Here is a 21,721-nt window from a genome sequence, read left to right as displayed (position 1 = left end):
CGGCGTGAGCATGGATGTGCCGGCACTGATGCCTGCCGAGCTGCGCAGCCGCCTGCGCGGCCTGCAGTTGCGTGCGCGGCAGGCGCAGGGCGCGCAAGGGATCGGCCAGCACGCCAGCCGCAGCCGCGGCGCCGGGCTGGAATTCTCGCAATACCGCGCCTACGAACCCGGCGATGCCTTGCGCCAGATCGACTGGAAGCTCTACGCCCGTTCAGACCGGTTCTTCGTGCGCGAGGCCGAGCGCGAAAGCCCGCTGACGCTGTGGGTGTTGCTGGACGCCACCGCCTCCGCCGGCCAGGCCGACCAGGCGCGCCCGCAGGTCACCCGCCTGCAGGCGATGGCGACCCTGGCCGCGTGCGCTACCGAGGTCGCGCTGCGGCAAGGCGACCAGGTCGGCCTGTTCGCGGTGCATGGCGATGGCCTGGTGGCCGTGCCGGCCGGTGGCGGGCCGCGCCAGCGCGACCGGCTCTGGCTGGCCCTGCACGGGCTGCGCGCAGGTGGCCGCTGGCCGGGCATGGACGCGCTGCGTCCGCTGTGGGAACGCATCGCCGCCCATGCGCTGGTGCTGTCGATCGGCGACGGCTTCGACCAGGACCTGCTCGGCGCGCTGGAAAAACTCGCCGCCGCACGCCGCGAGGTGATGCAGCTGCAGGTGCTGACCTGCGACGAACGCGATTTTCCCTTCAGCGGCGGGCACCGCTTCCGCGACCCGGAAACCGGCGAAGAACTGCTCGGCGACGGCGCAGCGATGTGCGCTGCGTATCTGCAACGCTTCGGCGCTGCCCAGCGCGCGCTGCAGGCACGCTGGCAGGCGGCCGGCATTGCGCACGCGGTGCACTATCTGGATGCGCCACCGGATGCGGCATTGCGCGAGCTATTTGCACACGGTGCGCGGCGATGAGCCAGCGCGCCGGCGCCAGCGCCGCAGCTGAGGGAGCGCAGCAGTGAACCTGCTCCTGCTGTTCCCCTCTGGCCTGGCCGCGTTGGCCGCACTGCTGCTGCCGTTGCTGATCCATCTGGCCCGACGCAGCGAACACCGGCCCACCGACTTTGCCGCATTGCGCTGGCTGCGCGCGCAGCCGCGGCCCCGGCATCGGCTGCGTTTCGACGAATGGCCGCTGCTGCTGGTGCGCCTGCTGCTGCTGGCCGCAGTGGCGCTGCTACTGGCCGAGCCGGCCTTGCGCGACCCCCAGCAGGCGCGCCCGCGCGTCGTGGTCAGCCCCGGCGTGGATCTGGCCGCGGCCCGGGCGCTCGGCCACGCGGCCAACGCGCAGTGGGAGTGGCTGGCCCCGGGCTTCCCGCCGATCGCTGCCGATGCGACACACCCACCCGCCACGCCCGCCGGCACCGCGCCGCCGGTCGGCAGCCTGCTGCGCGAACTCGATGCCAGCCTGCCGCCGGAGACCGCGCTGCGCGTGATCGTGCCCAGCCAGTGGGGGCCGCTGGATGCGCAACGCCTGCAGCTGTCGCGCGAGGTGCGCTGGCAGGTGCTGCCCGGCCAGTCGCCGGCGGCCGCCGTGGCGCCCGTCCCACCGTTGCGGCTGCAGGCAATTACCGACACCCCCACCGAGCCGGCCCTGCGCTATCTGCGCGCCGTGCATGCCGCCTGGGCACTGCCCGGCGCATTGCCGGTGAGCGCCCCCAGCGCGGCCGAGCCGGCGCGCTGGCCAGCCGGCACGGTGGTGGCCTGGCTGTCGCAGCGCCCGCCGCCGGCGCCGGTCATCGCCTGGGTCGCGGCCGGCGGGCAGCTGCTGCTCGATGCGCAGACGCCGGCCCCGCCCGCACTGGCGGGCCCGCGGCAAGCGCTGCTGCAGGACGCACACGGCGCCGCGCTGATCGATGCCGCACCGGTTGGCCGCGGCCGCCTGCTGCGCTGGGCCGCGCCATTGCAGCCGCAGCGGCTGCCGGCGCTGCTGGATGCCGACTTCCCCACCCGCCTGCACGACGCCCTGCAGTCGACACCCGCACCACAGCGCGCGCTGGCGCAGACCCAGCAGCCGCAGCGCGGCCCCGCCATCCGCCTGGCCAGCGCCCCCTGGCCGCTGGCGCCATGGCTGATCGGCCTGGTGTTGCTGCTGTTTGCGATCGAACGCTGGCTGGCCACCGCGCCCCGCCGGAGCAACGCGGCATGAGCACGCCGGCCCTGCACCACGCCTGGCAGGCCGCGCGGCGACGGCAGGCCGCAGGCGTGCTGCTGTGCGGGCTGCCGCTGGCTGTGCTGCCGGCGCTGCTGGCGTGGCGCACCGGTACGCAGCCGGCGATCCTGCCGTTGCTGCTCCTGGGCCTGCTGGTGCTGATCGGCGTGGCGCTGCTGGCGGCACGCCGGCTCGACCAGACCTGGCTGATCCGCCGGCTGGATCGCGACGCCGATCTGGAAGACAGCAGCGACCTGCTGTTCGCCCCGGCCGGGCAGCTCGGCCCGTTGCAGGCCCTGCAGCGCCAGCGCCTGGAACAACGCCTGCGCAGCACCCCGCGTGATCTGCGCCCGGCCTGGCCCTGGCGGCGCGCCTGGGCATGGGGCCTGCCCGGCCTGCTCGCCTGCGCCGCGGTGCTGCTGTGGCCGCACCCCGCTCACCGGCCCACCGCAGGCAACGACCGGATCGCCGCTGCCCGCGCCGGCACCGGCGCCCCCACCCTGGGTCAGGCGCGGCTGCACAGCACCCCGCCCGCCTACACCGGTCTGCCGCCCGCGCCCCTGCCCGGCCTGGATGCGCGTGTGCCCACCGGTACCCGGCTGCACTGGCAGTTGCAGGTCAACCCGGCCCCGCGCAGCGTGGCGCTGCGGCTCAGTGACGGCCGCCGCATCGCGCTGGCCCGGCAAGGCAGCACCGATCGATGGCAGGGCCAGTGGGTCGCCGAGCGCGCCAGCCTGTACCGCATCCTCATCGACGGCGCCCCGGCCGACCGCCAGCTGCATCGCCTCGACGTGCTGCCCGACCGCCCGCCGCAGGTACGCGTGCTGGCACCCGAACAGAGCCTGGTGCTGTGGACGCCGTCCCAGACCGGCAATCGAGGCTGGACGCTGCGCTTCGAAGCCAGCGACGACTACGCGGTCGCCGCCAGCGCCGAGCTGCGCCTGACCCTGGCCCAGGGCAGCGGCGAAAACATCACCTTCAAGACCCAGCGCCGCACGCTCGGCGGCAGCGGCCCGGCCCGGCTGCGCGGCTTTTCCACCACGCTGCCGCCGCAGGCGCTGGGCATGGCCGCCGGCGACGACCTGATCGCTCAGCTCATCGTGCACGACACCCGCCAGCCCGGCCCGCAGGAAGGCCGCAGCGCCAGCGTGATCCTGCGCTGGCCACCGCCGGAGCAGACCATGGCCGCCGGCCTGGAGGCCAGCGTCAAGCAGACCTTGCCGGCCTACTTCCGCAGCCAGCGGCAGATCATCATCGACGCCGAGGCGCTGCTAAAGGAAAAGCCGCGCCTGGACCCGGCCACCTATCTCAAGCGCGCCGACGCCATCGGCGTGGACCAGCGCCTGCTGCGGCTGCGCTACGGCCAGTTCCTGGGCGAGGAGAGCGAAGGCGCGCCCAAGGGCCCGCCGACCGCCGACGAAGCGCCAACCAGCGACGCCCCGGCCGACGATCTGCCCACCGCCGACATGCCCACCGCGGATGCGCCGGCAACGCCTGCGGCGCCCGCGCCCGCCAGGGACGAACACGGGCACGATGCGCACGACCATGCCGCCGGGGCCGGCGCTGCCGCGCTGGACGACCACGACCACGACCATGCGCATGGCGACGGCGGGCCGGAGCGCGGCGGCTTCGGCCAGGCGCAGGACGTGCTGTCCGAGTTCGGGCACACCCACGACCATGCCGAAGCCGCCACCCTGCTCGACCCGCAGACCCGCGCGCTGCTGCGCGCCGCGCTGGACCAGATGTGGCAGTCCGAGGGTGAGCTGCGCCAGGGCCACCCGGAGCGTGCGTTGCCGTTTGCCAACAAGGCGCTGGGCTTCATCAAGCAGGTGCAGCAGGCCGAACGCATCTACCTGGCGCGGGTCGGCACGCAGTTGCCGCCGATCGACCCCGGCCGCCGCCTGAGCGGCGACCGCGCCGGCCTGGGCGACCGTGCCGCCGGCCTGGACAGCCGCCCGGATCCGGACCCGTCGGCGCTGCAGCTGTGGGACGCGCTCGGCGAGCAGGCCCCGGTACCCGACGCCACCCTGGCCCGCTACGCGCAGCGGCTGCAGAGCCAGCAGGAGCGCCTGCAGGATCCGCTGGGCCTGGCCGCGGCGGTGGAAACCCTGCGCGCCGAACCCGCTTGCGCCAGCTGCCGCGCCCAGCTGCGCGCCCAGGTCTGGCGCACGCTGGTCGCCCCGCCGGCCCCGCTGCACCGCCGCGCCCCTGCCGACGCGCGCGGCCAGCGCTATCTGGATGCCCTGCGCCAGGAGCCGCAACCATGATGCTGCCACCGCCCCGGTTGACCGCACGCGGCAGCTTGCGCCTGCTGCATGCGCGCGCGGCAACCCGGCGCCTGGGGCCACGGCGGGCTGGATGCACGCAAACGGAGCCGCAGGCATGACGCTCGCGCTGCCCTGGCTGGTCGGCAGTGCCTTGCTGCTGCTGGTGATGCTGAGCTGGTTCCGGCTGCTGCGCGCACACGCCCGGCAACCACGCGCGCGGCTGTGGCTGTTGCTTGCCGCCCAAGCGCTCCTGGCCGGCCTGCTCTACCCGGTGCTGCTGCCGCCGCCGCGCGCCGGCAGTACGAGCGAACTGCATGTCGCCACCGCAGGCACCCCGGCAGACCAGGTTCGCCCGACTGCTGCGCCGTGGGTCGCCCTGCCCGAGGCGCCCGCCTTGCCCGGCGTGCCACGCGTACCGGACCTGGCCACCGCGTTGCGGCGCGCGCCCGGCACCACCGCGCTGGTCGTGCATGGCAGCGGCCTGCCCGCACGCGACCGCGACGGCCTGCGCATCCCTGTGCGGCTGGCGCTGGCTCCGGCGCCGACCGGTCTGGTCGCCGTCTCCACGCCGCCGCCGGTCGCACCCGGCGAACGCATCGCCATCAGCGCGCGCGTGCAGGGCCTGCCGGGCGCGCGGGTGGAGTTGCTGGATCCGGCCGGGCAGGTGGTCGACACCGCCACCGCCGATGCGGCCGGCCAGGTGCAGCTGCGTGGCCTGGCGCGCGCACCGGGGCAGCTGCTGTTCGCACTGCGCCTGCGCGATGGCGCAGGCGCCGAACGCAGCCGCGTGCCGCTGCCGGTGCTGATCGCCGCAGTGCCGTCCGCACGCGTGCTGTTGCTGGCCGGCGCGCCGCAGCCGGAACTGAAATATCTGCGCCGCTGGGCCAGCGATGCCGGCATGCAGGTGCGCAGCCAGATCGCCGTCGGCCCCGGCGTGCAACTGGGCGACGGCGCTGCGCTGGATGCGGCCAGCCTGGATGCGCTGGACCTGCTGGTCATCGACCAGCGCCGCCTGGTCGCCCTGGGCAACGCGCAGCGCCAGGGCGTGCGCGCCGCGATCGGCCGCGGCCTGGGCGTGCTGGTGCGCACCGACGGCCCCCTGGATGCTGCCGCCCGCGCCGCGCTCGGCGAGTTGGGCCTGGCCGTGACAGGCGGCAGCACCGGCGCAGCGGTCCCCGCGCCGCGCTCGCTGGTGGCATCGCCCGGCGCCATCGACCCAGCCGCAACGCCGGCCGACGCCGCGCCACTGCCGCCCCTGCAACGCCGCACCCTGCAGCCGCAACAGGCCGATGCCGTGATCGCCGCACGCGCAGACGACGGCAGCGCATTGGGCTGGTGGCGGGCACAAGGCCGCGGCCGCATCGGCATCGGCCTGATCGAAGACAGCTTCGCCCTGGTCCTGGCCGGCCGCGGCGACCTGCATGCCGCGCTATGGGCGCAGCTGGTGAGCGCTGTCGCCCGCGCGGGCGGCAGCGCGCCCGCTGCGGTACAGACAGGCTGGTCGCAGCACCGCATGACGCTGTGCGGTGTCGCCGCAGACGCAGCCGTCATCGGCCCCACGGGTACGCCCCAGGCGCTGCTGATCGATCCCGCCAGCGGCACGCGGGCCTGCGCCGCCTATTGGCCGGCCACCGCAGGCTGGCATCGTCTGCAGACCGGTAACGAACAGCGCTGGCTCTATGTCCGCGCGCCCGGCGATGCCCCCGCGCTGCACACCCAGCAAACCCGCGACGCCACCGTTGCGATGGCCGCCATCGACGCGCCCGCAAGCGTCGGCGCGCCACCAGCACAACCCGGCACGCGCTGGCCCTGGCTGCTGGCCTGGCTCACGCTGGCCGCAGCACTGTGGTGGCTTGAACGACGCAGGCGCTGACTGCCGCAGTGCAACGCCACATCAGCGCAAGATCGCGTGCAGTGCTGCTTTCAGACAGTCGCACTTGAAATGCATTGAGTTGGTAAACAGCGGTGCTGCAACATCGGCAGACCATCGGCGACACCCATCAACGCAACTGACGCGACCACACCCGGCAACAGTTGTTCGCCGGCAACGCCACATCGTCGATCAACTGCAAGCCCACCGACGCCGCCAGTGCATCCACCGCTTCGGCATCGCGAATGCCCGATGCGGCATCGCGCTCGCGCAACATCGCATCGAACGCGCGATTGCTCTGGCTGGTGAAGTGGCCATCGCGGTTGAACGGCCCGTACACCACCAACAGCGCATCCGGTGCCATCACCGCAGGCAACCCCGCAAACAACGCCTGCACCTGCGGCCAGCCCATGATGTGCAAGGTGTTGGCGCTGTAGACCGCGTCGTAGCCGGCAGGCTCGCCTGCCTGCACAGGCGGCAATGGTGGCGTGGGCGCCAGGCCCGGTGTCGGCGTCAGCACCGCCTGCAATGCAATCGGTGGCGGCGTATTCGGTAATGCCGCCTCGTCCAGCCACTGCGTCATGCCCGGCAGATGGTCGGCATGATCGCTGGCCTGCCAGCGCAACCACGGCATCACCGCCGCAAAATGCACCGCGTGCTGCCCGGTCCCGGCGCCGATTTCCAGCACATTGCGGCGGTCGGCAAAGTGCCGTTGCAACACCTCCAGGATCGGGTCGCGGTTGCGTGCGGAGGCTGGTGAGAACGGTTTGATCATAAGTAGCATCGAAAGAAACGTCAGGACATCTCTGCATTATGGATGCAAAACATCCAGCGAGCTCATGCGCTCATCGGTGGTTTTCACACAGGCGCATGCCCATCGATTTAGCGATACCCATCCCAAATGCCTCGCTATCGTTTGTGCATGATGACGCGGGGACATACTCCGGAGGAGATCTGCATGAACAAGGCCGTTGCTTTTTTGACCACGAGTTTTCTAGCGATTGCTGCGAGTTTTGCTGCCGCACCCACTGCAAATGCACAAGCTTCGACTGTAATACTCGACTGCACAGGCAGTGATTATTGCTGGGCTGGCGTAGATAGCCCGGGATCACCAACGCCATTCAAATATGCATGGACCTTTAACAATACTGCTGGCGCCATCTTCCCCAGAAATTGCACCAACAGCGAAGATTGCAACTTCTATTGCCCACGCAGCAGTACGTTCATCACCGCCAATGTAATGGTGAGCGACGCCAACAATCAGTTCATCGGCTCGGCGAGTGCGCGCGCCCTCTGTACACCGCAACCGCTCTGAACTCAGGCAGGAACATCGTTTGTTGATCAGCTGAAAGTGGCACCGGATCGCAAGGATCTGTCCCCATCCTTGCGGGTCCGGTGCCTTATCACCGTTTAGCTGGTCAATTTCTCATAAGCACGTCGCACCGCATCCTCGCCATAGCGCCGCTCCAGCCGGCGCATGATGAAGTGCCCGCGCGCCATCGCCTGGAAGTGGCGCATGAACACGGTATTGAGGGTTGCGCCGCTCACCGCACCGACCAGCGGCACTGCCTGCACGGCGAGTTTTTCACCGACATTGACCGAGAACTTGGCCGCAACGCGCGATACCAGCGACACCAGCACCGGTGCGCCCTTGCTGGCAAAGCCGTGCGCGGTGACGTAATGCGCCGCAGCGCTGAGTTGTTGCGCCATTGCTGCGCGCACCGCGAAATAGCCCGATTCGGCACCGTCGTCGCTGACACTGCGCCCGCCATGCGCCAGCACTTCCAGGCAGGCCAGCGCGGTTTCCGGATCGTGCAGCGATTCGCCTTCGGAACGGGCGATATCGGCGATGGAGCGCAGCATCACCGTGGTGGTCACCGGCAGCTCCACCAACAGCCCGGGCAGGCCGAAGAATCCACCCGCACCACCGGCGACAGCCACCGCCATGGTGTGGCGTGCGGTGGACGCAGGCTGCTGCAGATCGGTCTTGCCGCGCAGGCTCAGTAATGCCGATTTCATCGCCACCTGCAGCGCGCGGCGGGTCACGCCGTCGATGCTGCGGGTGACCAGCTTCGGCAGCCGTCGAGTGATCAGGCTCTCGATCGGCGCGCCCATTGCATTGGCCAATCGGGCGGCCACGCCGGGGTTTTCCAACAGCGCGTGCGCGGTGGCCAGATCGCGTTGCGCGGCAACGTCCATCACCGGGATCGGAAGCGTCGTCATGCCTGCTCTTCGTCGTTGGGGGCTTGCACCGATGGTACCCAGCGCCATGTGAGCGCCGGACGAGCGAACTCGGCAAGCGAAAACACTACCCTGCAATTGGCTGGCAAAATGCGCCATCATCGGGGTTCAAGCAGCTAATGCCGATCAGATGAATCGTGAGATCCGCCACAGCATCGTCATTGCGGCCGCGCCCGAAGTGGTCTGCGCCGCATTGTCCGAGCCCATGCAGCTGGCGCGCTGGTGGACGCGCGAGGTGAGCCTGGTCGAGGACCGGGTGCGGCTGGACTGGAGCCGGCAGGGCTGGCGGGTGGAGCTGAGCATCGACGACGGCGCCGACTACCGCCTGGTGCGCTGGCGCTGCCACGCCTCCAACATGCTCGACACCGACGCCTGGAAGGGCACGGTGATGCGCTTTGACCTGCGTTCCACCAGCCAGGGCACGCAGGTGGAGTTCGAACACTCCGGCTACCGCGACTCGCCCTGCAAGGAAGCCTGCGCACGCGGCTGGCGCTTCTTCCTGGGCAGCAGCCTCAAGCGCTATGTGGAAACCGGCGAAGGCATGCCGTCGGCCGACATGCGCGCCCCCGAGCTGCCCGACAGCGGCGGTCGCGCGCTGCGCTAGCGGCGGCTGATGTCACGGCCGCCCACTGGCTGGCATAAGGGCGATACGGTAGACGCCGATCCATCAAGCCACGCGCCCTGGCGTGCCAACTGTCGTCCCCGATGGCGACATAGCGGACCGCTCGCTCACGCCGGGTCCGCTTACGCCGTATGCGGCTGGCCCATGGCAGGCGCCGTGCTGCCGGGCAGCTGCGCATCCACCGTCACCGGACTGTCGCTGCGCAGCAATGCGCGCGCCTCGGCATCGGTGGCCACCGCCGGCGGCGAGCCGCGCAGCGGCAGGCCGGCGGTTTCGCGCACGAACAGCATGGTCACCAGGCCGATCGCCGCCGCGCCCATCAGGTAGTACGCCGGCACCAACGGGTCACCGCTGCGCTCCACCAGCCAGGCGGTCACCAGCGGCGTGGTGCCGCCGAACAACGACACCGACACGTTGAAGGCGATCGACAACGCGCTATAGCGCACCGGCGTGTAGAACAGCGCCGGCAGCGTGGACGGCATCGAACTGGTGAAGCACACCAGCGCCAGGCCGAGCAGCATCAGGCCGGCGAAGATCAAGCCGTCGTGGCCGCTGCCGATCAGCAGCAGGCAGGGGATGGCCAGCGCGAACAACGCGACGCAGGCGCCGATGATCATCGGCCGGCGGCCCAGCCTGTCGCTGAACAGGCCGCCGACGATGTTGAGCGGCATCATCACCAGCATCACCAGAATGATCAGCAACAGGCCCTTGCTCTCGGCATAGCCCATGGTCACGCTGAGATAGCTGGGCATGTAGGTCAGCAGCATGTAGTCGGTGACGTTGAACACCAGCACCAGGCCCACGCACTTGAGCAACTGCGGCCAGTGCAGGCGCAGCATCGTCAGCAGGCCCTGCGCGGCGGTTTCGCGCTCGCGCTGTTCGGATTGCTCGGTATAGGCGCGAAATGCCGGGGTTTCTTCCAGTTTCATGCGCATGTACAGGCCTAGCAGGCCCAGCGGGCCGGCAATCAGGAACGGCACGCGCCAGCCCCAGTCGAGCATCTGCGCCTGGGTTACGGTCATGTGCAACACCGTCACCGTGGCGGCGCCGGCGATGTAGCCGCCCAGGGTGCCGAATTCCAGCCAGCTGCCCATCAACCCGCGATTGCGGTCGGTGGCGTATTCGGCAATGAAGGTCGCCGCGCCGCCGTATTCGCCACCGGTGGAAAACCCCTGCAACAGCCGCGCCAGCAACAGCAGCGCCGGTGCCCACAGACCGATCTTGGCGTAGGACGGAATCAGGCCGATGCTGAAGGTGCCCAGGGCCATCAGGATCATGGTCGCGGCCAGTACCTTCTGCCGCCCGTAGCGATCGCCGAGCGGGCCGAACACCATCCCGCCGATCGGCCGCACCAGGAAGGCGACGGTGAAGGTGGCAAATGTGGCGATCAACTGCGCGGTGGGATTGCTGGCCGGAAAGAACACCTGCCCCAACGTCACCGCCAGGTAGCCGTACACGCCGAAGTCGAACCATTCCATCGCATTGCCCAGCGCGGCGGCGCCCACCGCCTTGCGCAGCATGCCGCGGTCCACCACGGTGACTTCGTCCAGTTGCAGTTGGCGGCGGCGCTTGAACCAACCGAAGTGCGAGGCAATCGCGCGCGTGTCGTGCATGTGTTGTGTCTCCATGTGCGGCCATCGCTGCCCGCTCGCCCTGGCAACGCACAGGACACGGCGCATCACGCAGGCATGGCAATGGCACATGCACAAGATGACGCCGGAGGCATTCCCGGACGGCCGCGTGGACTCAGCGACGCTGCGGGACAGACGACCAAGGGATGGGCAATGCCCAAGGGCTTGATCAGCCCGTTATGGTACTACAGCGCGCAGATTGCTGCAGCAGCGATGGCGGAGCATCGCTGAAAAGCGCTTGTTTCAAGGCATCTGGCGGGTTGGGCGCGTACATTGCGCCCTCAGTGCACTGCGCATGTCCTGCCATAGTGCGCGCCATCGATCAGGCGCTGTACATGCTTACACCAGCGCCGCACCCAGCTGCGACAGCAGCGGTTGCAGATCTTCGCGCGTCTGCGGGCGCACGGCGCGCGCCACTTCCACACCGTCGCGCAGCAGGATGATGGTCGGCCATAACGTGACGCGGAACGAGCGGCCCAGGGGCCGCCCTTTTCCATCTTCGATCTTGCGGTAGTCGAGCGCCGCCACGCCACCCAGCAGTTTCTGCAGCAGCGGTTGCGCGGCAATGCAGTGGCCGCACCAGTCGGTGCCGAACTCCAGTACCTGCAGACCGGCCTGTGCATCCACCTCGCTGCGTTCGGGCGCCTGGGTGGCGTAGTCGCGAACAAACCCCATCGTCTAGCCGCTCCGGTGTGCTTACGACAACGCGCGCTGGATCTCTTCCAGCGGCAGGTTGGTCAGGTCCTTGGCCAGGTCGCCGACTAGGCGCTGCTGGGTTTCCTTGTGCAGCAGCGGGCGCACGCGGCCCAGCGTGGTCGGGTCGGCGACCAGTACCAGGTGCGTGTATTCGTGCTTCAGCGCGCCATCGTTCAAGGCGTGCGACAGCTGCTTGGCAAAGGTCATTTCGTCCATGTCCGCGTCGCTGAGATCCTGCGGCGCCTTGCCGGCCGGGCCATCGTCGTCGACGTTCTGCACATCGGTGCGCGCGTGCTGGCGCAGCACCACCTTGGCCTCGTTACCCGTGTTGGTGAACCAGCGCGCTTCGCCGCCATCGGCCACCACCACCAACGCACCCTGAGGAATTTGCAGACTCATTCGACTCTCCTGATAGAACGGCGCTGCATGTGCAACGCCAGTCGGCCTCAACCTAGGTGAGAGGATGTAAGCGCCGCGCCTAGCTGGTGTCAGCGTGGCGTTAGCGTGGTGCGGCCAGCGACGGAGGCGGCAGGCCCAGGTGCTTGCTGAAGAAACGCGCGGCCACCCGCAGCGCCTGCTGGCTCTCCGGCAGTGCGTTGGTGAGGTGGAAGGCGTGCCCCAACCCATCCCACACATGCAGGTCCGATTCGCGGCCCAGGTCCACCAGGCGCGCATGCGTGTAGGCGGCATTGCTCAGCTCGGCAGCACGCGTGGCGGTCAGAAACAGCGTCGGCGGGAACTGCTGCAGCACCGCATCGGAAAATACCGGTGACACCAGCGGGTCGTGGAAGTCCACGTTGTCGCCGTAGTACAGGTCTTCCCAGATCGGCAACACACCGGCCTTGTCCGGCAACAAGGCATCGTTGACTGCCGCCACCACAATGCGCGAATCGCCGCGGTAGCGCGCATCGCCTGCGGCGCAGAACAGCCCGGCCGCCGCCGGCATCGGCAACTTCTCCTTGGCGAACCACGCCAGCGATTCACCGGTGAGCACCCCGCCTGCCGAACAACCGAACAGGCCGATGCGCTCTGGCGCATAGGTCTTGAGCGCGGCGCGATACACCGCCGCCACATCCTCGCTGGCAGCCGGGAAATGGTGCTCGGGCCCCATGCGGTAATCCACCGCGACCACGGTCATGCCGGTCATCGCCGCCAGCGGAATGGCTTCCATCAAGCCGAACGAGGCCGCGCTGCCCATCACGAAGCTACCGCCATGCAGTTCAATCAACATGCGCTTGGCCTGCTCGGGTGTGCGCGTGCGCGGCTCCACCCGCAGCACCGGCACGCCGTTCCAGGTTTCGGGCGTGATCTCCACCGCGTAGCGCGTGCGCAGCTGCGCAATCACGCCTTTGGCCCAACGCTCGGTGTCGGCGCGGATGCTCGGCAATTGCTTGAGCAAGGTGGCGTTGTCGGCCTTGTCCAACGGATCGGCGCGGGCCACCCCGGCGGCCATATGCGCACGCGCGGCCGGGCTCAGATATTCCGACACCGGCAGGTCGAATGCGGGCACATGCCGGATGCCATCGGGGGCCGATGCGGCCGCCGGTGGTGCCGGCTCGGCGGCGGTTGCGTGCACGCTGCACGCGGTACAGATCAACGTGAGCGCCAGCGTTTTGTTCAACCAATGACGTGTCATGCAGTGCCCTCCCAGGCAAGTCGAACCGCCAAGGATACCGTCAGCGACCGGCTTGCATCGCGTGCAGACAATGGCGCTGCATGTAACGACGCGATGTAACGAAAATGCTGCAACTACGCACACCGCAGCGTGCAATCGGACCATCGCATCAAGCGTGCGCGAGCGTTCGCTATCGCAGGCAGGTGGATGCGTTTCCTTGCATCCGGCGGACATCGACATCGCGACCACCGGCACCACCACGGCGTGCGCCGGTGCATCGACGCATGCACTGAAGTCATGCGCTCAGGCGGATGTCGACGCTGCGGTTGGTGGCAGATGCTGCACCGCCTGCAGCGTGGAGGTGGTCAGTGGCGACGGCAGTGCGTCCAGTGCGAACCAGCCGATGTCGGCGATCGCCTCGGGCTCGCGGCGCTCGGCGTGCTCGCTGCCCTGGATCGCGGCCAGATACACCGGCGCAACCCAATGCTGCGGCGGCGTCAGATCCGGCTCGAAGTAGCTCACGACGCACAGCACGCCTTGCAGTTGCACGTGCAGGCCGGTTTCTTCCAGCACTTCGCGCACCACCGCCTGCTCCACCGTTTCCATCCAGTCCACCTTGCCACCGGGCAGGCCCCAATGGCCTTGCTCGGGCGCACGCCCGCGCTGCACCAGCAGCAGGCGGCCATCGGTGCGGCGGATGAACGCGCCGCAGCCAACGCGTGGACGTAGGTCGGTATCGATTGAGTTGGACATAGGCATTCCGGACGTTGTGGCGCGTAGTGTCCCAGATGTGCGGCAGGCAGGTGGTGCATCTGCGCCTTGCATGCCGGTGACGAGGATGCCGGCAAGGCTGCGCGATGCCGCCCGGTCGATGCGGTGCATCGCACGCGCCTGCTCGCGTGATGCACAGGGCGATCGCCATGGCGCCGCACTACGCAAGCACCCGCCGGATCAAATCCACGCACCTGCAAGTGCATGCGCATACGGAGCGCCTCTCCACACCTATCCACGCTGCCTTAGCGCCAGGTTGGCGAGGATGCGTGCAGCCCGCGCCGTCATGGCGCACCGTCTTGGAGGTTGGAATGTCGCGTATCGTCGTGATCGGTGGCCATGGCAAGGTCGCGCGTCTGCTGACACCGTTGCTGGTGCGCGGTGGGCACTCGGTCACCGCACTGTTTCGCAATCCTGCGCACGCAGACGATGTGATTGCCGATGGCGCCACCCCGCAGGTGTTCGATATCGAACATGCCGACACCGATGCGATCGCCGCGCAACTGGCCGGCCACGATGCGGTGGTGTGGTCGGCCGGCGCCGGTGGCGGCGATGCGGCGCGCACCTATTCGGTGGACCGCGATGCGGCGATCCGGTCGATGCATGCCGCCGCGCAGGCACGCGTGCGCCGTTACGTGATGGTGTCCTATCTCGGGGCCGGGCTGGAACACGGCATCGGCCCGGACGATGGCTTCTTCGCCTACGCGCAGGCTAAGGCCGCCGCTGATGCGCAGCTGCGCACCACCACGCTGGACTGGACCGTGCTGGGGCCGGGGCGGCTCACGCAGGAGCCGCCAAGCGGCCGCATCACCCGCGATCCGGGCAGCGATGCCGATGGCGGCGTGTCGCGCGCCAACGTGGCGCAGGTCATTGCCGCGGCATTGGCCATGCCGGCCACCATCGGCAAGACGGTGGGCTTCATCGACGGGCAGACGCCGATCCAGCAGGCCTTGTCGCAGCTGGAATGAACGCCAGGCCTATCGCGATGCCTGCGCGCGGCGCACCGTGCACCGGCCTAACGAATTCCTAAAGCCGGCCTCGGCATAGTCGCGGGCGCAGCCCATTGTGGAGGTCGCTTATGTCTGCATTCGTCACGCCACGCCGTGCCGGCATCCTGCCGCCGTACCTGCTGGACCATGTGGCCCAGGCCGCGCCCGAGCGTGCGCGCCAGTGCGCGCTGTGGTCGCGGCAGATCACCGCGCAGCTGCGCCAGCAGCGCGCGCTCGGCCTGCTCGCACGGGCCCAGACGCTGGCCGCCGATGCTGCCAGCACGCCCACCGCGCAAGCGGTGCAGCGGCAGATCTATGACGCCCAACAAGGCACCGTGCTGCCCGGCACCCTGGTGCGTGCCGAAGGCGCTGCCGCCACCGACGATGTGACGGTGACCGAGGCCTACGATTATCTCGGCGCCACGCACGACTTCTTCCAGACGGTATACGGGCGCAATTCCATCGACGGCGACGGCATGCCGTTGATCGGCACCGTGCATTACGAGCGTGGCTACGACAACGCCTTCTGGAACGGCGAGCAGATGGTGTTTGGCGATGGCGATGGCGAGGTCTTCAACCGCTTCACCATCGCCATCGACGTGGTGGGCCACGAGCTGACCCACGGCGTGACCGAGCGCACCGCCAACCTGATCTACCAGGGCCAGTCCGGTGCCCTGAACGAGTCGCTGTCGGATGTGTTCGGCGTATTGATCAAGCAGTACACCTTGCAGCAGCAGGCAAGCGAGGCGGACTGGATCATCGGCGCCGGCTTGTTGATGCCCGGCATCAACGGCGTGGGCCTGCGCTCGATGCAGGCGCCCGGCACGGCGTACGATGACCCGGCCCTGGGCAAGGATCCGCAACCGGCCAGCATGGCCGGCTACGTCGACACACAAGAGGACGATGGCGGCGTGCACTACAACTCCGGCATTCCCAATCACGCGTTCTATCGCGCAGCCGTGGCCATCGGTGGCTACGCCTGGGAGAAGGCCGGCCGCATCTGGTACCGCGCGCTCAGCGGCGGCAACCTGGCCGCCGGTGCGGACTTCGCCACCTTTGCCGCGCTCACCGTCAGCATTGCCGGTGCGGACTACGGTGCCGGCAGTGCCGAGGCAACCGCGGTGCAACAGGCCTGGCGCGACGTGGGCGTGCTGGCATGAGTCCGCAGCGTCCGCCGGTGGATGCAGGCGTGACCTTGCGGCTGGCACGCGAAGGCGGGGTGGCCGCCTTCCCCGCCATGCGGCGCGAACGCCAGCTGGTGATGGATGACCTGGACGAGGCGCAGCGCCTGCAGCTGCGCACCTTGCTGGACCAGTGCCTGGTGCATGCGCTGCCGCGCCCGCAGGCCGGTGGCGGCGACCGCCGTTATTTCAGCATTGCCTGGGACGGTGCCAGCGAACCGCTGCGCATCCCCGAAGAACATGCACCGGCCGCGATCGTGCGGCTGTGGAAACAGGGCACGCTGTAGCGCGTCTGTGCCGCGATGCCGCCGCAAGCGATGCCGCGCGCGTACCCATCGCCATCCACAAACGAAGACACCGCGCAGTGCGCGGTGTCTTGGTATCGAAAGTGGTCCAACTGCGGATGCCTGCACCCTTTAAGCTGCCTAGATGCTCTAGGGCTGCACAGCTGGTGACGCATAGTGCGGCCTGCGGCGTTAGCGCCACGTGCAGCGCAGCAGTCAACTTGAAGACACCCTACTCATCGCTGCAGTGCAGCAGGTGATTGCCGGTATCCGGCCCTGGCGCGCGCGCGTGGCGGGCGCCATTGGCATCGCACGCCGCCGCACGCCTGCATTGCCGTCAACACCGGCTTCGCGGATAGTCGCTGCACCGATCGGACGACTCCTGGACCTTTGTGATTGTGTTGCTGCTTGCTGCCGGACTGCTTGCCGGCCTGGGACTCGCCGGCGTCGTCGCCTGGCTGCTGCTGCGCCAGCGCGCGCACACCACGGCTGCCTCTGCCGCGTCTGCCTCTGCCGCGTCTGCCACAGTCACGCATGCCGCAGCGCCGCCGCACGTGCCGCAGCCGGCGGCTGAGCAGGTGCCGGCGCCGCTGCAGGCCCAGGCGCATGCCGCCGCTGCAGCACAGCCCCTGCCGTCCGGGCCGCCACCGATGCAGCCGCTGCTGCGCCGCATGTATGCCGCGGTGATGTCCACCCCGGCGCTGGCCGACGGCCACCTGCCGACCGACCCGGCCAGGCCGCGGTGCTGGCGGCGGTCGGCGCTGCGCTTGACCACGTGGACCTGCGCCCGCAGCTGTTGCCGCGCCGCCCGCAGTTGTTGCCGCAGCTGATGCGCGCGGTCAACGACCCGGATGCTTCCGGCCGTGGCATCGCCGCGATCATCGCGCAGGACCCGGCGCTGGCCGCCAACCTGCTGCGCATCGCCAACAGTGCGCTGTATCGCCCGCAGGGCGGCCCGCTGGAGAGCCTGGAGCGGGCCGTGGTGCATATCGGCACCGAGGGCGTGCGCCAGATCGTCGCCGCCGCGGTGATGCAGCCGGTGCTGAGCCTGGAAGGCGGCCTGTACGCGCGCCTGCCGGCAGCGGTGTGGGACTACGCCCTGCGGACCGCCGCCGCCGCGGCCGCCTACATGCGCGAGCGCGGTGGGGACACCTTGTCGGCGCAGCTGGCCGGCCTGCTGCAAGGCCTGGGCGCGGTGGTGATCCTGCGCGTGCTGCGCGATGCCTATGCCGAGCGCCCGAGCCTGCCCTACAGCCTGGAATGCCGCCGCGCTGGTCGAACGCCACACCGCCGCCGTCGCCAAGACCATTGCCACCACCTGGGACCTGCCCGCCGCGCTGGGCACCGCGCTGGACGAGCAACGCCCCGAGCACGACACCACCCTGCTCACCAGCTCGCTCGGCATGGCGCTGCGTTACGGCCGGCTGGCCGCCGCGCTGGCCATGCTTGCCCGCCACGGCGCCGAGCAGGAGGAGCATGCGCTCAGTGTGCTGTCCACACTGGAGCCGGACCACGCGGCCAATGCCGCGCTATGGCAACGGCTGGTCGCCGCCAGCGTGGAGTGAGGCCGGCCCGGTTGCCGCAAGCCGGGCACACGCACCGGCCCTGACAAGCGCATGCGCAGCGCCCAACCACTCAGCACTCGCTCGCAATCATCTCCTTGACCCGCGCCGCCAGCAGGCTGACGCTGAACGGCTTGGCCAGCACCGCCATGCCCGGTTCCAGGTGGCGGTCGTTCAACTGCGCGTGTTCGGCAAAGCCGGTGATGAACAACACCTTGAGTCTGGGCCGGCCGACGCGCGCGGCATCGGCCATCTGCCGGCCGTTCATGCCGCCGGGCAGGCCCACATCGCTGATCAGCAGGTCGATGCGCGCCGGCGATTGCAGGATACCCAGCCCGGTGGCGCTGTCGCCGGCTTCCAGCACGGTGTAGCCCAGCTCTTCCAGCACCTCGGTGAACAGCAGGCGGATGGACGGTTCGTCGTCGACGATCAACACGGTTTCGCCGGCCAGCGAGGGCGCCAGTTCCAGCGTGGCGGTGTCGCCATCGCTGCTGTCGTCGGCACCGGCATGCCGCGGCAGGTAGATGCACACCGTCGAGCCCTTGCCCACTTCCGAATGGATGCGCACCTGCCCGCCGGATTGCTTGGCAAACCCGTAGATCATCGACAGGCCCAGGCCGGTGCCCTCGCCGATCGGCTTGGTGGTGAAGAACGGATCGAACGCGCGCGCCACCACGTCCGGCGGCATGCCGGTGCCGGTATCGCTCACGCACAGCGACAGGTAGTGGCCTTCCGGCATGCCCAGCTGCTGGCCCATCTCGCGGTCGATCCAGCGGTTGCTGGTCTGCACGCACAGGCGCCCGCCGTCGGGCATTGCATCGCGCGCGTTGATGCACAGGTTGAGCAGCGCGTTCTCCAGCTGCGGCGCATCCACCAGGGCCAGCCACAGCTCGGCCGCGGCAAGGTTTTCCACGCAGATCCCCGGGCCCACCGTGCGCTGGATCAGCTCCAGCATGTCCACCACCAGCCGGTTGACGTTGGTCGGCTTGGGCAACAGCGTCTGCCGCCGCGCAAATGCCAGCAGCCGGTGGGTCAGCGCGGCCGCGCGCGTGGTGGCGCCCTGCGCGGTGGCCACGTAGCGCTCCAGGTCGCGGAAGCGGCCTTGTTCGATGCGCAGGCTCATCAGCTCCAGCGCGCCGGAAATGCCCGCCAGCAGATTGTTGAAGTCGTGCGCCAGCCCGCCGGTGAGCTGCCCCACCGCTTCCATCTTCTGCGATTGGCGCAGCGCCTCTTCCACCGTCATCAGCTCGCGCGTGCGCTCGGTGACCCGCTGCTCCAGCGTGTCGCTCAGCTCGCGCAGTGCCGCCAGCGCGCGGTCGCGCTCTTCCGACAGCGCGTGGCGCGCCTCGATGTCCAGCAGCACGCCGGGAAAGCGCAGCGGCGTGCCGTCGGCGCCCTTTTCGACCCGGCCGTTGGCCTCCAGCCAGTAGTACTTTCCGTCGCGCCGCTTGACCCGGTACTGGTGCGCGTAGGCACCGCCACGGGCGAGCGCCTCGCCAATGGCTGCGCGCAGCCCCTCGCGGTCGTCCGGGTGCACGGTCTGGATCACCTGCTCCAGCGACAAGCCGGTGCGGCTGGTGGAAGGATCGAAGCCGAAGTTCTGCGCAAACGCCTCGTCCACCGAAAACGCGTCGGTGGGCAGGTCCCAGATCCAGGTGCCGATGATCGCCCCGGCCGCCAGCGCCAGCTGCACGCGCTCGGCATTGCGGCGCGCCACGGTTTCGGCCTCCAGCGCGCGATCGCGCTCGCTGGTGCGGTTGACCACCTCGTGCACCAGGTGGGTATTCTCGTTGCTCAGCATCGCGTGCTGGATGTCGCGGTTGCGGTCGGCCGCCACCTGCGCGGTGGTTTCGATGGCGATATTCATCAGCCCCACGATGCTGCCGTCTTCGCCGCGGATCGGCGAGGCGGTGGCATTCCAGTAGGTCATCTCGTTGACGCCGTTGCGCAGCATCGGCAAGGCGATGACCACCTGGCCGAAGCCCTCACCGGTTTGCATCACCCGGGCGAAGTCCTGTGCGATGGGCGCGTAGGTTTCCTTCCACACCTCCGTCACCGGCTGACCCAGCGCCTGCGGATGACGGTCGCCCATCGATTGCACGTACACGTCGTTGTAGAGCAGGCGCAGCTCCGGCCCCCACAGCACCGCACCGAGCAGGGTGGAGTTGAGCACCACCGACAACGACGAGCGCAGCGACTGCGGCCAGGTCTCCGGCGCGCCCAGCGGCGTGGCGGCCCAGTCGTGTGCGCGCATCAACGCGCCCATCTCGCCGCCCCCCGCAAGAAACTCCAGGCCGGCGGACTCGATGGCGGGGCGCTGTGTGCTCACGTGACGGCATTGCCTGGCGGAAAGTGCGCGCATTGTGGCACGCAGCGACCTCAGCAAGCCGTGCAGACACGCGCGTGCCCCGCGGTGGCGCTGCGCGCGGCAGCTGGGCGTGCTGACGCGGGGATGACGGCATGCCCACGTCGCACTCACGTCCTGCGGGTACAGACTGGGCTGCAACATCCCCAACCGTATGAGGCACCCCGTGGACAAGAACCGTATCGAAGGTACCGCCAAGCAGGTCAAGGGTTCCATCAAGGAAACCGTTGGCCGTGTCACCGGCGACAAGAGCACCGAGCTGGAAGGCGCTGCCGAAAAGAATGTCGGCAAGGTGCAGAACAAGGCTGGCCAGGTCGCCGACAAAGTGCGCGACGCCGCCAAGTAACGCTGGCAAGTCAGCACTATAGGCAGGCATTACGCCCGCCGCGCTGAAGCAGTGGATTGGCCGTCAGGCGTCACGCACGACGTAGACGGTGGATTTCACTTCGGCGAGAGATCGCACCAACGCCCCGACATGATCGGGGCGTTGGCGTTTTGGGCTTTAGAAATGGTTTTTGATTTACCAGGCTGACGGCCAGGAGTGTTTGCACGTCGCCGCAACGATGATCAAGCCACGTGCACGCGCACAACGCGCTCCCGGGCGTGCGTCCTAAACGCCGGCCTTGCGTCCGCGTGCAGCGGGCCGCTTTGCAACGCTGTCGCCATGTTGCTGCCACCACGCGGTCAGCGCTTCCATCGTTGGGCCCAGTCCGCGCGCCTTTGGCGTGATGGCGTATTCCACGCGCGGTGGCACCTGCGCAAACACGGTGCGCGTGACCAGGCCATCTGTTTCCAGCTCGCGCAATTGCGCCGTGAGCATGTGCTGGGTAACGCCGGGGATGGCCTTGCGCAGCTCGCCAAAGCGATACACGCGCTGATTGAGCAACCACATGATTTCCAGCTTCCATTTACCAGACAGCAACGCAAATGCACGGCGCATCTGTTCGTGCATATTGCGCTCGCCGTCCTCAATGGTCTGCTTTTTCATACTAGGCCCTGGTAATTCATCCTACTTTTCAATCGATATCTTAGGCGACATTCTGATGGCCGGTTGCATTTAAATATTAACTGGCAAACACCATGAGCATTTCCATTTACTGGATCAGTACCGCCCTGCTGTGCCTGTTGTACCTGGCTTCTGCCGGCATGTATCTGGCCAAGGGCGAGTTCGTGCGCAAGGCGCAGGCCGAGCTGGGGTATTCGGCACCGTTGCTGGTGCCGTGGATGATCGTCATCAAGATCCTGGGCCCGGTGGCGATTGTGTGGCGCTTCAACACCGCGCTGAGCGATCTGGCCTACGCCGGCATGTTCTACCACCTGCTGTTGTCGGGCATGGCGCATCTGGGTGTGCGCAAGCCCAAGGGCGCGGTACCGGCCGTGTTGGGGCTGCTCTTCCTGCTCGCTTCGTTCGGTACGCAAAACGCCGCGCGCCAGCCGCCCTCGCCCTATGCACCAACTGCAGCGGCCATCCACGCAACGCTGCCGTGAGGCA

At 68.9% G+C, this 21,721-nt stretch carries 20 protein-coding genes and 1 pseudogene; 12 read left to right on the top strand and 9 right to left on the bottom strand.

All coding sequences use genetic code 11. The features are described 5' to 3' along the window. Positions 1-4 precede the first annotated feature (4 nt). The 4 genes from AC1PLA_RS00525 to AC1PLA_RS00510 all read left to right on the top strand — a co-directional run bounded on the left by AC1PLA_RS00525 (position 5) and on the right by AC1PLA_RS00510 (position 6,275). Positions 5-901: a DUF58 domain-containing protein gene (locus AC1PLA_RS00525; RefSeq protein ID WP_349779621.1), complete on the top strand. Its 897-nt coding sequence runs from the start codon at positions 5-7 to the stop codon at positions 899-901. Between the two features lie 43 nt (positions 902-944). After that, entirely contained in the window at positions 945-2,132 is a 1,188-nt protein-coding gene (locus AC1PLA_RS00520) for a BatA domain-containing protein (RefSeq protein WP_481105355.1), read from the top strand. Beyond that, positions 2,129-4,402, top strand: a complete 2,274-nt coding sequence (locus AC1PLA_RS00515; protein WP_481105354.1) for a hypothetical protein — start codon at positions 2,129-2,131, stop codon at positions 4,400-4,402. The genes AC1PLA_RS00520 and AC1PLA_RS00515 overlap by 4 nt, the downstream gene beginning before the upstream one ends. A 115-nt stretch (positions 4,403-4,517) precedes the next feature. Further along, positions 4,518-6,275: a carboxypeptidase regulatory-like domain-containing protein gene (locus AC1PLA_RS00510; protein WP_481105353.1), complete on the top strand. Its 1,758-nt coding sequence runs from the start codon at positions 4,518-4,520 to the stop codon at positions 6,273-6,275. A 127-nt stretch (positions 6,276-6,402) separates the two neighbouring features. On the opposite strand, the gene AC1PLA_RS00505 is transcribed toward AC1PLA_RS00510, so the two are convergent. Then, positions 6,403-7,047, bottom strand: a complete 645-nt coding sequence (locus AC1PLA_RS00505; RefSeq protein WP_481105352.1) for a DUF938 domain-containing protein — start codon at positions 7,045-7,047, stop codon at positions 6,403-6,405. A gap of 183 nt (positions 7,048-7,230) precedes the next feature. Between AC1PLA_RS00505 and AC1PLA_RS00500 the strand changes: the two genes are divergently transcribed. Continuing rightward, entirely contained in the window at positions 7,231-7,587 is a 357-nt protein-coding gene (locus AC1PLA_RS00500; RefSeq protein WP_146090922.1) for a hypothetical protein, read from the top strand. A 95-nt stretch (positions 7,588-7,682) separates the two neighbouring features. On the opposite strand, the gene AC1PLA_RS00495 is transcribed toward AC1PLA_RS00500, so the two are convergent. After that, positions 7,683-8,471, bottom strand: a complete 789-nt coding sequence (locus AC1PLA_RS00495) for an EcsC family protein (protein WP_212579568.1) — start codon at positions 8,469-8,471, stop codon at positions 7,683-7,685. Between the two features lie 172 nt (positions 8,472-8,643). On the opposite strand from AC1PLA_RS00495, the gene AC1PLA_RS00490 reads away from it, so the two are divergent. After that, positions 8,644-9,117, top strand: a complete 474-nt coding sequence (locus AC1PLA_RS00490; protein WP_039517977.1) for an SRPBCC family protein — start codon at positions 8,644-8,646, stop codon at positions 9,115-9,117. A 140-nt stretch (positions 9,118-9,257) separates the two neighbouring features. On the opposite strand, the gene proP is transcribed toward AC1PLA_RS00490, so the two are convergent. The 5 genes from proP to AC1PLA_RS00465 all read right to left on the bottom strand — a co-directional run bounded on the left by proP (position 9,258) and on the right by AC1PLA_RS00465 (position 13,836). Continuing rightward, on the bottom strand, positions 9,258-10,748 hold the full coding sequence (proP, locus tag AC1PLA_RS00485; protein ID WP_481105351.1) for a glycine betaine/L-proline transporter ProP: 1,491 nt from the start codon (positions 10,746-10,748) through the stop codon (positions 9,258-9,260). A 357-nt stretch (positions 10,749-11,105) separates the two neighbouring features. Further along, positions 11,106-11,441 (bottom strand): thioredoxin family protein, encoded by a 336-nt coding sequence (locus AC1PLA_RS00480; RefSeq protein WP_102250662.1) that lies wholly within the window; start codon positions 11,439-11,441, stop codon positions 11,106-11,108. A 21-nt stretch (positions 11,442-11,462) separates the two neighbouring features. Then, complete coding sequence (locus AC1PLA_RS00475; protein ID WP_481105350.1) at positions 11,463-11,861, bottom strand: host attachment family protein; 399 nt, start codon at positions 11,859-11,861, stop codon at positions 11,463-11,465. 100 nt (positions 11,862-11,961) lie between these two features. After that, positions 11,962-13,098, bottom strand: a complete 1,137-nt coding sequence (locus AC1PLA_RS00470) for an alpha/beta hydrolase (protein ID WP_481105349.1) — start codon at positions 13,096-13,098, stop codon at positions 11,962-11,964. A 282-nt stretch (positions 13,099-13,380) separates the two neighbouring features. Next, on the bottom strand, positions 13,381-13,836 hold the full coding sequence (locus AC1PLA_RS00465; RefSeq protein WP_481105348.1) for an NUDIX hydrolase: 456 nt from the start codon (positions 13,834-13,836) through the stop codon (positions 13,381-13,383). A gap of 323 nt (positions 13,837-14,159) precedes the next feature. Between AC1PLA_RS00465 and AC1PLA_RS00460 the strand changes: the two genes are divergently transcribed. The 4 genes and pseudogenes from AC1PLA_RS00460 (at position 14,160) to AC1PLA_RS00445 (ending at position 17,867) form a co-directional block, all read left to right on the top strand. After that, complete coding sequence (locus AC1PLA_RS00460; protein ID WP_481105347.1) at positions 14,160-14,816, top strand: SDR family oxidoreductase; 657 nt, start codon at positions 14,160-14,162, stop codon at positions 14,814-14,816. 110 nt (positions 14,817-14,926) lie between these two features. Beyond that, on the top strand, positions 14,927-15,997 hold the full coding sequence (locus AC1PLA_RS00455) for a M4 family metallopeptidase (RefSeq protein WP_481105346.1): 1,071 nt from the start codon (positions 14,927-14,929) through the stop codon (positions 15,995-15,997). Then, a complete protein-coding gene (locus AC1PLA_RS00450; protein WP_026064425.1) occupies positions 15,994-16,305 on the top strand; it encodes a protealysin inhibitor emfourin in 312 nt (103 codons plus the stop codon). Before AC1PLA_RS00455 ends, AC1PLA_RS00450 begins: the two co-directional genes overlap by 4 nt. A gap of 389 nt (positions 16,306-16,694) precedes the next feature. Next, positions 16,695-17,867 (top strand): annotated as a pseudogene (locus tag AC1PLA_RS00445) (HDOD domain-containing protein). Positions 17,868-17,937: 70 nt separating this feature from the next. Here AC1PLA_RS00445 and AC1PLA_RS00440 read toward each other — a convergent pair. Then, positions 17,938-20,226 carry an ATP-binding protein gene (locus tag AC1PLA_RS00440; RefSeq protein WP_481105345.1) on the bottom strand — a complete coding sequence of 763 codons (2,289 nt, stop codon included), beginning with the start codon at positions 20,224-20,226 and terminating at the stop codon, positions 17,938-17,940. A 169-nt stretch (positions 20,227-20,395) separates the two neighbouring features. Here AC1PLA_RS00440 and AC1PLA_RS00435 point away from each other — a divergent pair, with 169 nt between their 5' ends. Continuing rightward, positions 20,396-20,575, top strand: a complete 180-nt coding sequence (locus AC1PLA_RS00435) for a CsbD family protein (protein ID WP_016902944.1) — start codon at positions 20,396-20,398, stop codon at positions 20,573-20,575. A 264-nt stretch (positions 20,576-20,839) separates the two neighbouring features. Here AC1PLA_RS00435 and AC1PLA_RS00430 read toward each other — a convergent pair whose 3' ends face one another. Then, the gene (locus tag AC1PLA_RS00430) at positions 20,840-21,217 is read right to left on the bottom strand and encodes a winged helix-turn-helix transcriptional regulator (protein WP_481105344.1); all 378 of its coding nucleotides are present in this window, start codon (positions 21,215-21,217) and stop codon (positions 20,840-20,842) included. Between the two features lie 92 nt (positions 21,218-21,309). On the opposite strand from AC1PLA_RS00430, the gene AC1PLA_RS00425 reads away from it, so the two are divergent. After that, positions 21,310-21,717: a DoxX family protein gene (locus AC1PLA_RS00425; RefSeq protein WP_166769350.1), complete on the top strand. Its 408-nt coding sequence runs from the start codon at positions 21,310-21,312 to the stop codon at positions 21,715-21,717. The last annotated feature ends 4 nt before the right edge of the window (positions 21,718-21,721 follow it).

The organism is Xanthomonas sp. NCPPB 1826 (genome assembly GCF_056725285.1).
This window is presented reverse-complemented; position numbering and strand designations above follow the sequence as displayed.